This window comes from Flavonifractor sp. An92 (assembly GCF_002159175.1).
Taxonomy (GTDB): Bacteria; Bacillota; Clostridia; order Oscillospirales; family Oscillospiraceae; genus Pseudoflavonifractor_A.
Genome location: NZ_NFGZ01000019.1, coordinates 1 through 13,764 on the forward strand (window position 1 = coordinate 1; position 13,764 = coordinate 13,764).

Annotated in this window: 12 protein-coding genes; 2 read left to right on the forward strand and 10 right to left on the reverse strand. The window is 64.0% G+C overall.

The window, feature by feature from the left end; genetic code table 11:
- Positions 1 to 64: 64 nt before the first annotated feature.
- Both B5G43_RS12020 and B5G43_RS12025 read left to right on the forward strand, forming a co-directional pair.
- Positions 65 to 1,489 (forward strand): rhodanese-like domain-containing protein, encoded by a 1,425-nt coding sequence (locus B5G43_RS12020; protein ID WP_242960555.1) that lies wholly within the window; start codon positions 65 to 67, stop codon positions 1,487 to 1,489.
- 3 nt (positions 1,490 to 1,492) lie between these two features.
- Complete coding sequence (locus tag B5G43_RS12025) at positions 1,493 to 1,918, forward strand: hypothetical protein (RefSeq protein WP_143382866.1); 426 nt, start codon at positions 1,493 to 1,495, stop codon at positions 1,916 to 1,918.
- Positions 1,919 to 1,975: 57 nt separating this feature from the next.
- On the opposite strand, the gene B5G43_RS12030 is transcribed toward B5G43_RS12025, so the two are convergent.
- From B5G43_RS12030 to B5G43_RS12075, 10 genes are all read right to left on the reverse strand, one after another.
- Positions 1,976 to 3,238, reverse strand: a complete 1,263-nt coding sequence (locus B5G43_RS12030; protein ID WP_087261715.1) for a M20 family metallopeptidase — start codon at positions 3,236 to 3,238, stop codon at positions 1,976 to 1,978.
- Between the two features lie 24 nt (positions 3,239 to 3,262).
- Positions 3,263 to 4,249, reverse strand: coding sequence for an oligopeptide/dipeptide ABC transporter ATP-binding protein (locus tag B5G43_RS12035; protein WP_087261717.1), 987 nt, complete (start codon positions 4,247 to 4,249; stop codon positions 3,263 to 3,265).
- Positions 4,236 to 5,252 carry an ABC transporter ATP-binding protein gene (locus B5G43_RS12040; protein ID WP_087261719.1) on the reverse strand — a complete coding sequence of 339 codons (1,017 nt, stop codon included), beginning with the start codon at positions 5,250 to 5,252 and terminating at the stop codon, positions 4,236 to 4,238. Before B5G43_RS12040 ends, B5G43_RS12035 begins: the two co-directional genes overlap by 14 nt.
- 10 nt (positions 5,253 to 5,262) lie before the next feature.
- Positions 5,263 to 6,447 (reverse strand): M20 family metallopeptidase, encoded by a 1,185-nt coding sequence (locus B5G43_RS12045; protein WP_087261721.1) that lies wholly within the window; start codon positions 6,445 to 6,447, stop codon positions 5,263 to 5,265.
- 13 nt (positions 6,448 to 6,460) lie between these two features.
- On the reverse strand, positions 6,461 to 7,378 hold the full coding sequence (locus tag B5G43_RS12050; RefSeq protein ID WP_087261722.1) for an ABC transporter permease: 918 nt from the start codon (positions 7,376 to 7,378) through the stop codon (positions 6,461 to 6,463).
- Positions 7,378 to 8,334 (reverse strand): ABC transporter permease, encoded by a 957-nt coding sequence (locus tag B5G43_RS12055; protein WP_087261723.1) that lies wholly within the window; start codon positions 8,332 to 8,334, stop codon positions 7,378 to 7,380. The genes B5G43_RS12050 and B5G43_RS12055 overlap by 1 nt, the downstream gene beginning before the upstream one ends.
- A gap of 264 nt (positions 8,335 to 8,598) precedes the next feature.
- Positions 8,599 to 10,215: an ABC transporter substrate-binding protein gene (locus B5G43_RS12060; protein WP_242960556.1), complete on the reverse strand. Its 1,617-nt coding sequence runs from the start codon at positions 10,213 to 10,215 to the stop codon at positions 8,599 to 8,601.
- Between the two features lie 37 nt (positions 10,216 to 10,252).
- Complete coding sequence (locus B5G43_RS12065; RefSeq protein WP_087261727.1) at positions 10,253 to 11,431, reverse strand: M20 family metallopeptidase; 1,179 nt, start codon at positions 11,429 to 11,431, stop codon at positions 10,253 to 10,255.
- A gap of 301 nt (positions 11,432 to 11,732) precedes the next feature.
- Positions 11,733 to 12,395: a hypothetical protein gene (locus B5G43_RS12070; RefSeq protein WP_087261728.1), complete on the reverse strand. Its 663-nt coding sequence runs from the start codon at positions 12,393 to 12,395 to the stop codon at positions 11,733 to 11,735.
- Positions 12,396 to 12,404: 9 nt separating this feature from the next.
- Positions 12,405 to 13,724, reverse strand: a complete 1,320-nt coding sequence (locus B5G43_RS12075; RefSeq protein WP_087261730.1) for a M18 family aminopeptidase — start codon at positions 13,722 to 13,724, stop codon at positions 12,405 to 12,407.
- Positions 13,725 to 13,764: the final 40 nt, after the last annotated feature.

The window sequence follows — 13,764 nt, forward strand, 5'->3', positions numbered from 1 at the left end:
AACGGCCGCCCGGGCTACGCGGGTCCGGCGCATCTTGTCCCGAAAGAAGGAGGAAACGATCCCTATGAAACGAATGCTCAGCATACTTCTGGCCGGCGCCCTGCTGACCGGCCTTCTGGCGGGCTGCGGCGGAACCAGCGCCCCCAGCGCCGCCCCTTCGGCCGACCCCACCGCCACCCCCAGCGCGGAGGCGGGGACCTACGCCACCGCCACCACCGCCGACGTGCAGGCCGCGCTGGAGGATGAGAACAGCGTGGTGGTGGACGCCCGCATCAACAGCGCCTACATCGGCTGGACCCTGGAGGGCGTGGCCCGCGGCGGCCACATCCCCGGCGCCACCGACTTCTCCGCCCGCTGGCTCACCAGCACCTACAGCGACACCGAGAACCTGGAGGGCGAGACCCGGGAGCAGGTCCTTGCCCAGTACCTGGTGGACAAGGGCATCGACAGCTCCAAGAAGGTGATCGTCTATGACGCCAACGGCACCGACGCCCAGGCGGTGGCCGACTACTTCGCCAGCCAGGGCGTGACCGACCTTTCCCTGTACGACGTGAACGAGTGGGCCAACGACGAGAGCCTGGAGATGGAGTCCTATCCCAACTACTCCCTGCTGGTCCCCGCCGAGAACGTGAAGGCCCTCATCGACGGCGAGACCCCCGAGACCTTCGAGTCCGGCGTGGAGTACAAGTTCTTTGACGTGGCCTGGGGCGAGGTGGACCAGTCCGGCTATCTGGACGGCCATGTGCCCGGCGCGGTCCATGTGAACACCGACTGGTTCGAGCCGGAGGAGACCCTGTGGATGCTGGCCGACGACGACGCCCTCCTGGCCCTGATGCTCAAGCTGGGCATCACCGCGGAGGACCACATCGTGGTCACCGGTCCCGAGCCCATGGCCGCCTGCCGCTTCGCCGTGATCCTGAAGTACATGGGCGTGGAGGACGTGCGGGTCATGACCGGCGGCCTGGTGGAATGGTCCGACCTGGGCTATGAGCTGGCCACCGACAACGTGGAGGCCGTGCCCGTGGACAGCTTCGGCGTGGACACCCCCGCCAACCCCGACTGGATCGACACCATCGAGGAGGTCCAGGAGATGCTGGGCCAGCCTGGCTTCACCCTGGTGGACAACCGCACCTGGCAGGAGTTCATCGGTGAGACCACCGGCTACTCCTACCACGACAAGGCCGGCCGCATCCCCGGCGCCCTCTTCGGCTATGCCGGCAAGGTCAGCTCCAGCTCGGTGAGCTACTACCGCAACATCGACAAGACCATGCGCAACGCCGATGAGATCCTCGCCATGTGGGAGAGCTGCCTCATCGACCCGGAGAACAACCACCTCTCCTTCATGTGCGGCTCCGGCTGGCGCGCCGCCGAGATCCTGTGGTACGCCCGGGTGATGGGCTATGAGAACACCTCCCTGTACAGCGACGGCTGGATCGGCTGGTCCAACGCGGGTCTGCCCACCGAGACCGGCGACCCCACCGCCCACTAAGCCATGAAACGACGGGTCTTTTATGGAATCTGGGCCGTAGTCACCCTCCTCCAGGCCGCTCTGGTGGCCGGAGGGTGGGTGTTGGCGCGGCTGGCCTATTGGAAGGCCGGGGTCAACCACCATGTGGCCTTCCGCAAGCGGCAGTACAACCAGCTCCTCTTCAGCGGCACGCCGCTGCTCCTGCTCCAGATCGCCGCGGCGGTGCTGGCGGTGATCCTGCTGGTGCTGCTGGTGCGGGCCATCCGCCGGCGGGGCGGCTTCCGCGCCGTGCTGGCGCTGGAGTCCCTGGCCGCGGCGGGCATGGTGCTGGCCTATCTGACCGCGCCCGCACTGAAGGCGGTGCGCATCTACCCCTATGCCGTGCTCATCGCCTCCCTGATCCTGCTGCTGGCCCTGCTGGCGCAGTTTCTGGGCAGCCGGGTCCGATAACGAACAACAAGGGCGTACCGCCATGGCGGTACGCCCTTGTTCTGTTTCCGGAAACGTTTACTGGATGCCCAGCATGTCGCACAGGGACAGCACATAGATCTGGCCGGCGTTGACCACGTCCTGGATATCCACATTTTCGTTGTAGGAGTGGATACCGGCGGTGTTGGCCGGGCCGTACTGGATGGTGGGGATGCCCACGCGGCGGTAGTCCCGGGCGTCGGAGGAGGCCCACTGATAGGCGGGGATGACCTCCATCTTCCAGATGGCCTCCGCGTTGCGCTTGACGGTCTGGACGATGACCTCGTCCTCCTCGGTGTAGTTGCCCTCGCTCTTCCACTGCAGCTCGTAGCTCACGCCCTCCACGCCGCTGTCGTGGACGATGGAGGCCAGCATGTCCTCGATCTCCTTGTGGTCCACGCCGATGGGCAGGCGGACGTCCACGATGGCCTCGCAGTAGTCGGGCACCATGTTGGGCCGGGTGCCGCCCTGGATGAGGCCCACGTTGGCGGACACATGGCGGATGACCTCGCCCACGCCGGGCTCGTCCAGCAGGGTCTGGGCCCGCATGATGGAGTTCTGCAGGGCACGCTGCTGGCTGGGCTTGTAGTGGCCCTCGATGGTGGTCAGGCGGGGCAGCTCCTCCAGCACCTTGGCCAGGCGCAGGATGGCGTTCTCGCCCTTGAAGCCGCCCAGGCTGCCGTGAGCGGACTTGCCGGTGGCCTTGAGGATGACGGTGAGGCCGCCCTTCTGGCCGATCTCGATGTCGTTGGCGGAGGTGGGCTCGGCGATGAGGCAGGCGTTGGCTCCGTCGGCGTAGCCGTGGTCGCACAGCCAGGCGGAGCCGAACTCGCCGCCGCTCTCCTCGTCGGAGACCAGGTGGAGGCGGATGTTGCCCTTGAGCGGGGCGCCGGACTCCTTGAGGAGCTTCATGGCGAACAGCAGGCCCGCCACGCCGGCCTTCATGTCGGAGGTCCCGCGGCCCAGGATCTGCGTGTCGGTGACGGTGCCGGCGAAGGGATCAAAGTCCCACTGGCTGCGGTCGCCGGCGGGGACCACGTCCAGATGGCCGTTGAGGATGACGCTGAAGCCGTCGTCGGTGCCCATCTTGGCCACGATGCAGGGGAAGTCGGGGTTTTCGCCCACCTCTTCATAGTCGATCCCGGCCTGGCGCAGATAGTTCTCCACGAAATCCACGACCTCCCGCTGGGTACCGGTGGGGTTCTCGCTGGGGATGCGGATCAGGTCGGAGACCAGCTGGACCAGCTCCCCGCTCCGCTCCACGGCGAGGCGGTGCAGCATTTCACGCGAAACTTGTTCCATGGATAAAGACCTCTTTTCAAACGATCAATGGTAGAGGAAACAGGCCACCTGATGGCCGTCTCCGGTGTCTTTCAGTTCGGGGATCTCCTTGGTGCAGCGCTCGGTGCAGTGGGGGCAGCGCCCGGCCAGGGGGCAGCCCACCTGGTCGCCGATGGGGCTGGGGATCTCGCCCTTGAGGACGATGCGCTCCTTCTTCTCGAAGGGAGACTCCGGCGGGATGGCGGAGAGCAGCGCCTGGGTGTAGGGGTGCAGGGGGTTGGTGTAGATCTGGGAGGCCTCGCACAGCTCCACCACACGGCCCAGATACATGATGGCGATGCGGTCGCTGACGTGCTTGATGACGCCCAGATCGTGGGAGATGAAGATGTAGGTCAGGTTGTGCTCCCGCTGCAGGCGGTTGAAGAGGTTGAGCACCTGGGCCTGGATGGACACGTCCAGCGCGGAGACCGGCTCGTCACAGATGATGATCTTCGGGTTCAGGGACAGGGCCCGGGCCACGTTGATGCGCTGGCGCTGGCCGCCGGAGAACTCGTGGGGATAGCGGTTCATGTGCTGGATGTCCAGACCCACCTCCCGCATGAGCTGGAGGACCCGGTCCTGGCGCTCCTTTTTGTCGGTGATGATCTGGTGGATCTTCAGCGGCTCGGCGATGATGGTCTCGCAGGTGTTGCGGGGGTCCAGGGAGGAGTAGGGGTCCTGGAACACCATCTGGATGTCCCGCTTCATGGCCTGGCGCTCCGGCCCGGCCAGGGTGAAGAGGTCCTTGCCCTGGTACTCCACGCTGCCGGAGGTGGCCTTGTGGAGCTGGATGATGGTGCGGCCCAGGGTGGACTTGCCGCAGCCGGACTCGCCGATGATGCCCAGGGTCTCGCCCTCATACACGTCCAGGGACACATCGCTCAGGGCGTGGAGGATCTGGGGCTTGGCGCCCAGCTTTTTGCTCTTGATCTTGAATTCCTTGGTCAGGTGACGGATCTTCATGATGGGCTCACGGGTCTCATTCTGCGTCATGTGTCACCTCTCCTCTCACCAGACGTTCCTCGCCGTTCTGACGGTGGCAGGCCACGAAATGGCCGGGCTCCACCTCCACCAGCGGGGGCACCGATTCACAGCATTTATCGGTCACATAGGGGCAGCGGTTATAGAAATTACAGCACTTGCCGGTGAGGCGCAGATCGGGAGGCGTACCGGGGATGGTGCGCAGCTCGCCCTTGGTCTCGTCGGACAGGCGGGGGATGGAGTCCAGCAGGCCCCAGGTGTAGGGGTGCAGGGGGTTGGAGTAGAGGGTCTTGGTGTCGGCGCTCTCCACGGTGTTGCCGGCGTACATGACCATCACCTTGTCGCACATCTCCCACACCACGCCCAGGTTGTGGGTGATGAGGAGGATGGAGGTGTTCATCTCCTTCTGAAGGTCCTTCAGAAGGTCCAGCACCTGGGCCTGGACGGTCACGTCCAGCGCGGTGGTGGGCTCGTCGGCGATGATGAACTTGGGCTTACAGCACACCGCCATGGCGATGATGACGCGCTGGCACATGCCGCCGGAGAGCTCGTAGGGATAGGCCTCCATGCGCTTCTCCGGCTCCGGGATGCCCACGCGCTTGAGGGCGTGGATGGCCATTTCCCGGGCCTCTTTCTTGCTCACCTTCTGGTGGGCGCAGATCATCTCCACCATCTGCTTGCCGATCTTGAAGACCGGGTCCAGGGACGTCATGGGGTCCTGGAAGATGGTGGCGATCTCCTTGCCGCGGAACTCCAGCAACTCCTTGTGGCTCATGGTCAGGATGTTGCGGCCCTCAAAGAGGATCTCGCCGTCCACGATGCGCCCGGTGCGGGGGGGCAGCAGGCGGATGAGGGAGTTGGAGGTGACGCTCTTACCCGAGCCCGACTCGCCCACGATGCCCAGGACCTCGCCGCGGTTGAGCTCAAAGCTGACGCCGTCCACCGCCTTGGACACGCCGCTGGCGGTATAGAAATAGGTCTTGAGTCCGCTGACTCTCAGCAAAGTTTCACTCATAGCTACCTCCTTATCCCTCGTACCGGGCCTTCATCTCCGCGAAAGCAGCGCGGATCTGGTCCAGCAGCGACGGATCGGTGAGAATGTCCACCGCCGTCATGGCCATGGCGCAGGAGCCGACGGAGATGGTCTTGTGCCCGGCCGGGCCGCCCACCGCCGCCTCGAACTCCGGGGTGTGGCCCCGGGTCTCGGGTACCACCAGCACATAGGACTGCAGGCCCGGCACCTCGTGGGTGACATTGCCCATGTCGGTGCAGCCGATGCCCAGCGCCCGCTCCCGGGGCTTGACGGTCTCGCCCAGGGCGGTAAAGTTCTTCTCCAGCAGCTCCTCCAGCACGGGGTTGTTGCGGATGTCCTCGTAGGGCAGGCCCACGGGCTCGTAGGAGAAGCGGGTGTTGGTGATGTCGGCCAGGTGCTGGCAGATCTTCAAAAAGCGGTCCAGCAGCTCCAGCTTGTTCTTCATGGAGAAGGAGCGGATGGTGAATTCCGCCGAGCAGTGGTCGGGAATGTAGATGGGCTCCTCGCCGCCGTCCCGGATGACGCCCAGGATCTTGCCCCGGTCGGCGATCTCCAGACGCAGGGCGTTGATGGTGTTGAACAGCTCCAGCACCGGGGTCAGGGCGCTGACGCCCTCCTCCGGCCAGGTGGCCGCGTGGGACTTTTTGCCGTAGAAGTGGACCAGCACATCGGTCTTGGAGTAGGAGATGTCCTGCACCACCGTGTCGTTGGCCGAGTGGAGGAGCATGGCCACGTCCAGATCGGCAAAGGCGCCGTTCTGGAGCATGATGATCTTGCCGCCGCCGCCCTCTTCCGCCGGGCAGCCGAACACCGTCACGGTGCCGCCCAGCTCGTCGATGACGCTGCGCAGGGCCTCGCCGGCGCCCACGGCCATGGCGCACATCAGGTTGTGGCCGCAGGCGTGGCCCATGCCGGGCACGGCGTCGAACTCGCCGAAGATGCCGATGTTGGGGCCGGGCTTGCCGCTCTGGTACACGCCCTTGACGCTGGTCTCGATGCCGCCCACGCCGGTCTCCACCTGGAAGCCGAAGCGGCGCAGCTGCTCGCTCATGGCGGCGCAGGCGTGGCGCTCCTCAAAATTGTACTCCGGGTGGGCCCAGATGGTGTCCGAGAGGGCGATCAGCTCGGGGAGGATCTCCTCCACCCGCTGACGCACTTTTTCTTTGTAATCGTTCATGCTATGCCTCCCGTTACTTCTTCATCTTGGGATCCAGCACGTCCCGGACGCCGTCGCCCAGCAGGTTGAAGCCCAGCACGGTGATGAGGATGAAGATGCCGGAATAGGTGGCGATGTGGGGGCTGGTGTTCAGCCAGAATTTACCGGTCTGGAGGATGCTGCCCCAGGAGGCGGTGGGCTCGCTGATGCCCAGGCCCAGGAAGCTCAGGGCGGCCTCGGAGATGATGGCGCCGGCGATGCCCAGGGTGGCGTAGACGATCAGGGGAGAGATGGTATTGGGCAGGATGTGGGTGAAGAGCAGGCGGAGTCTGGACACGCCGATGACCTTGGCGGCGTTGCAGTACTCCTCATTCTTGACGATGTACACCTCGCCGCGGACCACGCGGGCGAAGCTGGGGATGTTGCCGATGCCCACGGCCAGGATCACGTTGAAGATGCCGGAGCCCAGCACCGTCATCAGCACCATGGCCAGCAGGATGTAGGGGAAGGACAGCATGCCGTCCATGATACGCATGATGATGCTGTCGATGATGCCGCCGAAGTAGCCGGCGATCAGGCCCAGCAGCACGCCGATGAGGCCGGCCACCACGGTGCCGCCGAAGGCCACCAGCAGGGAGACCCGGGAGCCGTAGATGATGCGGGACAGCAGGTCGCGGCCCACGTTGTCGCAGCCCAGGATGTGGCCGTTCTCGCCCGGCAGGGCAAAGGCCTCGATGGGGTTGAGGGCGGTGGGGTCATAGGGGGCCAGCAGCGGCGCGAACACCGCGATGAAGATCATGATGCTGACGATGACCAGACCCACCATGGCGGTCTTGTTGCGCTTGAGCTTGCTCCAGGCGCTGTTGGCCCGGCGCTCCCGCCGCAGCAGCTCCTCGTTGGAAGCGGTGCCGAGCACATCGGTGATGGTCTCGGCGTTTTTCTTCTTTTTCATCAGGCGCCGCCTCCTTCATAGCTGACTCTGGGATTGATGAGCATGTAGGCCAGATCCACCAGCAGGTTGATCACCACGAAGATCACCGCAAAGAAGAGCACCATGCCCTGGATGAGCATGTAATCCCGGTTGTTGATGGCGTTGACGATCATGGTGCCCAGGCCCGGCCAGGAGAAGATGCTCTCGGTGAGGATGGCGCCGGTGAAGCAGCTGGCCAGCTGCAGGCCGAGGACCGTGATGATGGGGGGCAGGGCGTTCTTCAGGGCGTGCTTGAAGATGACGCTGCGCTCGCTGATGCCGCGGGCCCGCAGGGCCTTGATGGAGTCGCTGCCGATAACCTCCAGCATGCTGGAGCGGGTGATCCGGGCGAAGGTGGCCATGGGGATGGTACACAGACACAGGCAGGGCAGGATCATGTGGGAGATCACGTCCCACAGGCCGTTTGCGATGTCTCCGCGTCCCATGACGGGTAGGATGCCCAGGTTCACCGAGAAGAAGCTGACCAGCATCATGCCCAGCCAGAAGATTGGCATGGACACGCCGACGAGGGCCAGCACCATGAACACATAGTCAAAGGCTGAGTATTGGTGCAGGGCAGAGAACATGCCGATGCCCACACCCACGATCAGCGCGATGATCAGGGAGGTGAGGGTGATCTGCAGGGTGCTGGGGATGCGCTGCAGGATCAGGTCCACCACCGGCTGGTTGTACATGTAGGATGTGCCGAAATCGCCGTGGAGCACATCGCCCATATAGTCGATGTACTGCTTCCACTTAGGCTGGTCCAGGCCCAGCTTGACCTCCATCGCCGCGATATCCTCGGCCGTGGCCTGGGGACCCAGCAGGGTCTGGGCCGGGTTGCCCGGGATGGCGCGGGTCAGGATGAACGTGAAGGTGACCACAATGAACAGCGTGGGGATACACTGCACAATGCGTTTCAGGATCGTTTTTAACACTCACATCACCGCCATATCAATACATGTCTTAGTTTTCTTACTTCTTGTGGATACAGCCGAACGCCGCGGTCCCGCCGTGCGGCCGTCCGGCTCTCCGGGAGTCGGGGGCTTCAGCCGCAGGGAAATCGCCCATTGTACCATATGGCGAACAGAGATCAGCACGGATGTATGGCTTTGCCGGGGGCGCGGCCGCGCCCAGAACGGCAACCGAATGGGGCGCGCGTGTGCGCGCCCCATAGGTGACAGTGGTTGTCAGACGGTCGGTCAGTCGGCAACGGAGGTGTTGCGGATGACCTTCTCGCCGTCAGAGACGATGAAGCGCAGGGTACCGTCGGCACGGGCGGTGAAGTCCTGCACGCGGCTGTTGATGCCGTAGCAGTTGTAAGGCACGGCGTAGTAGATGCCGGTGTAGTCCTCCATGGCGTGGCGCATGACCTCGCTGTAGTAGCCGGCGCGCTCCTCCTGGTCGTTGGTCTCCACGGCCTTCTGCAGCAGCTCGTCCACCTCTTCATTGACGTACAGAGCGCCGTTGCCGTTGGAGCTGGTCTGGCTGGAGGAGAAGAGGTTGTTCAGGAAGAAGTAGGGGTCGGGATACCAAGACCAGCTCATGGCGTAGGTGTCGGCGTTGCCGGAGGCGGCCATGTCGGAGAAGGTGCCCCACTCGTTGGAGTGGATGTTCAGCTTCACGCCGATCTGGGACCAGTAGCCCTGGAGCAGGGTGCACAGGGTCACGCGCTCCTGGGTGTTGGAGACATAGATGTCCATCTCAAAGCCGTTGGGGTAGCTGGACTGGGACAGCTTCTCCTTGGCGGCCTCCACGTCGTAGGGCAGAGCCAGGGACTCGAGGGACTCGTCATAGCCCCAGGAGCCGTAGGGCAGGGGCAGCACGGCGGCCTTGACCTCGTCGTACTGGTACAGGGCGCTGCGCACGGCGTCCAGATCCACGGACTGGATCAGAGCCTGACGGACCAGGGGATCGGCGGTGGGGCCGTTCTGCATGTTGAAGCGGACGTAGTTGATCTGCAGGGCCTCGACCTTCTGCAGGCTGATGTCGCCGCCGGCCTTGTCCACGGTGTTGATGGACTCGCCGGACAGCTGGGTGGCCAGGTCGATCTCACCGGCCAGCAGAGCGTTGGCAGTCTGGGTGGGATCGGAGATGAACTTGAAGACCAGCTTCTGCACGTTGGGCACGCCCATCCAGTAGTTCTCGTTGGCCACCAGGACGGCCTGCTCGTCCAGCTGGAAGTCCTCCATGACGAAGGCGCCGGTGCCGGTCAGGTTGTAGCCGAAGTTATCACCCCAGCCCTCCACCTCTTCCTGGGCGACGATGGAGTTACCGGCGTCGGTCAGGGCGGTGAGGAAGGCGGCGTTGGCGCTCTTCAGGGTACAGGTGACCTCCCAGTCGCCGGTGACCTCGGCCTTGTCCAGCATGGACAGGCGGGCCATGTCGGAGTACTGGGCAGAGCGGTTCAGAGACCAGGCCACGTCCTCGGCGGTCATCTCACGGCCCTTGCAGTACTCGCCGTTCTGGAACTTCACGCCCTGGCGGATCTGGAAGACATAGGTCAGGCCGTCCTCGGAGACCTCCCAGCTGGTGGCCAGGGAGGGCACGTAGGTGTCCAGAGCGTCGTTGTACTCGATCAGGCGGTCGCAGACCTGGCCGATGATCTGGCCCTCATAGGTGCCGGTGTAGTGGATGGGGTCCAGCTTGCTGGGAGAGGAGGCGAGGGAGACGGTCAGGGTTCCGCTCTCGGGGGTGACGCTGCCGGTGGTGGCGCCCTGCTGGGGGTCGCCGCTGGTGGTGGCCTTACCGCCGCCGCAGCCGGCCAGCAGGCTCAGGGACAGTGCCCCGGCCAGAGCCAATGCAAGGATCTTTTTCATCTTCATTCCACTCCTGTTCTTAAATAGTCTTTGCTGTTTATGACCGATGGTGAGCCTCCAGCCAGCGGGCGGCGGCGTTTGCGTAGAGAGCCGCCATACCGGGAAGCGCGCGCTCATTGAACGTCACCCGCGGGTCGTGGACACCATAAGCATACCCTTCTTCTGCGCTGCCGGTACCGTACCAGTACAGTGCGCAGGGAACATGGGGAGAGAAAACGGAGAAATCTTCCGAACCGGTCATGCGCTCGATCTCACGCACCACGCCGGGGCCCAGCAGAGCCTCGGTGTAGCCGTTGAGCTCGTCGGTCAGAGCCGGATCGTTGATCATGGGGGGGATGCCCGGGCCGGAGAAGGCCACATCGCAGGAGGCCCGGAAGGTCTGGCACACGCCCTGGCAGATCTCGGTAAAGCGCTGCCGGGCGAACTCCTTGACGCCCAGGTCCATGGTGCGGATGGTTCCCCGGAGCACCGCCGATTCGGGCATTACGTTGGCCGCGCTCCCCGCCTGCACGGCGCAGACGGTGAGGACGATCATCTCGTTGGGGTTGACCTCCCGGCTGTTGATGGTCTGGAGGGCCACAATGATGTGGGCCGCCACGTTCACCGGGTCGATGTTCCGGTGGGGGGCGGCGCCGTGGCCGCCCTTGCCGTGGACGGTCACGGTAAAGACATCGCTGGAGCCGCAGGCGTGGCCGGGGGTGTAGTTCACGGTGCCCAGAGGGGCCTGGACCACGTGGAGGGCCATGGCGGCGTCCACATGGGGGTTCTCCAGGATACCGGCGTCGTAGACGTCCTGAGCGCCGTCCATGGTCTCCTCCGCGGGCTGGAACAGGAGCTTCACGGTGCCGCGAAGCTCCCCCTCCCGCTCCTTGAGGAGTCTGGCCGCACCCAGCAGCGCGGTGGTGTGGAAGTCATGCCCACAGGCGTGCATGCATCCGTTGTCTGAGGCAAAGGGCAGTCCCGTCTCCTCCCGCATGGGCAGGGCGTCCATGTCGCCCCGCAGCAGAAAGACCGGTCCGCCCTGTCCCACGGTGCAGGTGATGCCGCCCCGTCCCACCGGCTGGGGGTCCAGGCCGAATTCCTGCAGTTTTTGTGTCACAAAGGCCCGGGTCATGGGCAGGTCGAAGCTCAGCTCCGGATGGCGATGCAGCTGGCGCCGCCACGCGGTCAGGTCCTCGGCCATGGCCTGGGCACGGGTATAAAATTCCTGTTCCATGTTCATCCGATCCGGGATGGCGTGCCGTCCCTAAATATTTATTAGATGCGAAATTTAAAAGCTGGATAAAAATTCTCGGACGTTTCATACTTTAATGTGTGTATGATACTACATATAGGGGTGGTTTTCAAGTCTGAATCAAAACTTGCAAAAAATTTCTTCTATAATGCCCAGAGAATTTTTTGGAAAATTTGATTTTGTTTCATGAATTGGGTTTAATTAACAAAAAGTAAGGAAGAAACGAAATAATGCGCGTACGCGCAAAGGTGAATTTAAATGCAAGAATGCAGACAAGAGTCGCTTATTTTACCTTTTTTCCGAAGAGGTAATAGCGGTTGTGGACGGTGCGGCCGTCAAACTCCATCCAGGAGCGGAATTCGCCCTCGGGATAGCACTCCATGGGGCGAAACTTGCAATCCTCCGCCAGAATGGACAGGGTGGTGTGGAGGCAGTAGCCGTTCTCCACCACTTTGCCCCGGCGTCCCTCCTCCAGGAACTTGTCGGGGAGCTGGGAGGGGTCCAGGACGGTGATGTGCTCACCGTCCTCCTCAATGGCCACCACGGCCACATAGTGGCCGCCGTGGGAGAAGAGGCCCACATACCCGTCCTCCGGCCGGTCGCCGGTGACGTTGGCGATGGCCATGCCGCCCCGCAGCAGGTGCTGGCGCAGGCGCTCCGGGTCGTCGGTCATCTCCAGGTCCAGGTCGAAGCGCTCGGCCACATAGGGTGCGAAGAGGTCCATGTCGGTGCCGGGGCTATGGTTGGCGTTCACCGACATGGAGAGCTCCAGGCTGTCGATGAGGGGGAACTCCACCCCGGTCAGGTTGGTCACCACCATGGATGCCGAGCACAGGCCGCACCCGGCGGAGCGGACGGTGGTGTCGTTCCGGGTCAGGGCGGGGATGGCGGTCATGGTGGGGTAGGGGACGTGGGGATAGCGGGTCTGATTGACATAATAGTACATATGCACACCTCAATCCGTCACACTGTGAATGGAGTAGGAGCCCTGGCCCTCGTCCTGGACCAGGGAGCGGAAGAACACCGTCATGGCGCGGACCAGGTACTCGGTGTCCCGGGTGCCCGCCGTCTCATAGGGGGAGTGCATGGCCAGCTGGGGCAGGCCGATGTCCACCATGTTGAGGGAGACCTGGGCGTTGGAGAGGTTGCCCAGGGTGCTGCCGCCCAGGATGTCCGAGTGGTTGTGGAACACCTGGGTAGGGGCGTCGGCCCGGCGGCAGATCTCCCGGAAGAGGGCGGCGGAGACCGAGTCGGTGCAGTACTTCTGATTGGCGCTGAACTTGATGACGATGCCCTGGTTCATGTGGGGATGGTTGGTGAGGTCCGCCTTGTCCAGATGGTTGGGGTGGGCGGCGTGGGCGTTGTCCGCCGAGACCATGAAGCCGTTGGCCAGCATGCGCAGGTAGTCCTGGCGGCTGCGGCCCAGGCACTCGTTGATGCGGGTGAGGGTGTCCAGCAGCACGGTGGAGGCGGCGCCCTGCTTGGTGGAGCTGCCCACTTCCTCGTTGTCGAACACCGCGTACACCGACAGGGCGTTGGGGTGCCCGCCGGCCAGGAAGCCCTTCAGGTTGGCAAAGGTACACTGGAGGTCGTCCAGCTTGGGGGAGGAGAGGTACTCGCCGTTGAGGCCCCACACGGTGCCCTCGCTGCGGCAGTAGAGGAACAGGTCATGGCCCAGAATGTCCTCCTCCGCCACGCCGGCGGCCTGGGCCACCAGGGGCATCAGCCCGCCCTTGGCGGTCTCGTCGCCCAGCAGGGGGAGCATGTCCTTCTGGATGCTGTACTGGTAGCCGTCGTTGACGCTCCGGTTCATGTGGATGGCCAGGTTGGGGATCATCAGCAGATCCCGGTCCAGGTCCACCAGACGGGACTCCATCCGGCCGTCCTGGCGCACCACCACCTTGCCGGCCACCGACAGGGGCCGGTCGAACCAGGGGGCGCAGAGCATGCCGCCGTACTTCTCCACGTTCAGCTCGGTGTAGGCGCCGTCCCGCACCACGTCCATGTTCTCCTTCAGTTTGAAGGTGGGGGAGTCGCTGTGGGAGGCGGCGATCTGCACCCCCTTCAGCTCGCCCTCCGGCACCCGGAAGGCCAGGATGCTGGACAGGTTCCGGCGGATGAAGTACCGTCCGCCCTTCTCCAGCTTCCACTCGGCGCCCTCGCTCAGCTCGGTGAAGCCGTGCGCGGTCAGCTCGGCGGCCAGGTTGGCCACCGCGTGGTAGCAGCTGGGGCTGCGTCGGATAAAGGACAAGAGTTCCTGATTGATCTCGCTCATCAGATCTGCCTCCTTACAATCAAATAGAGAAACAGGCGGC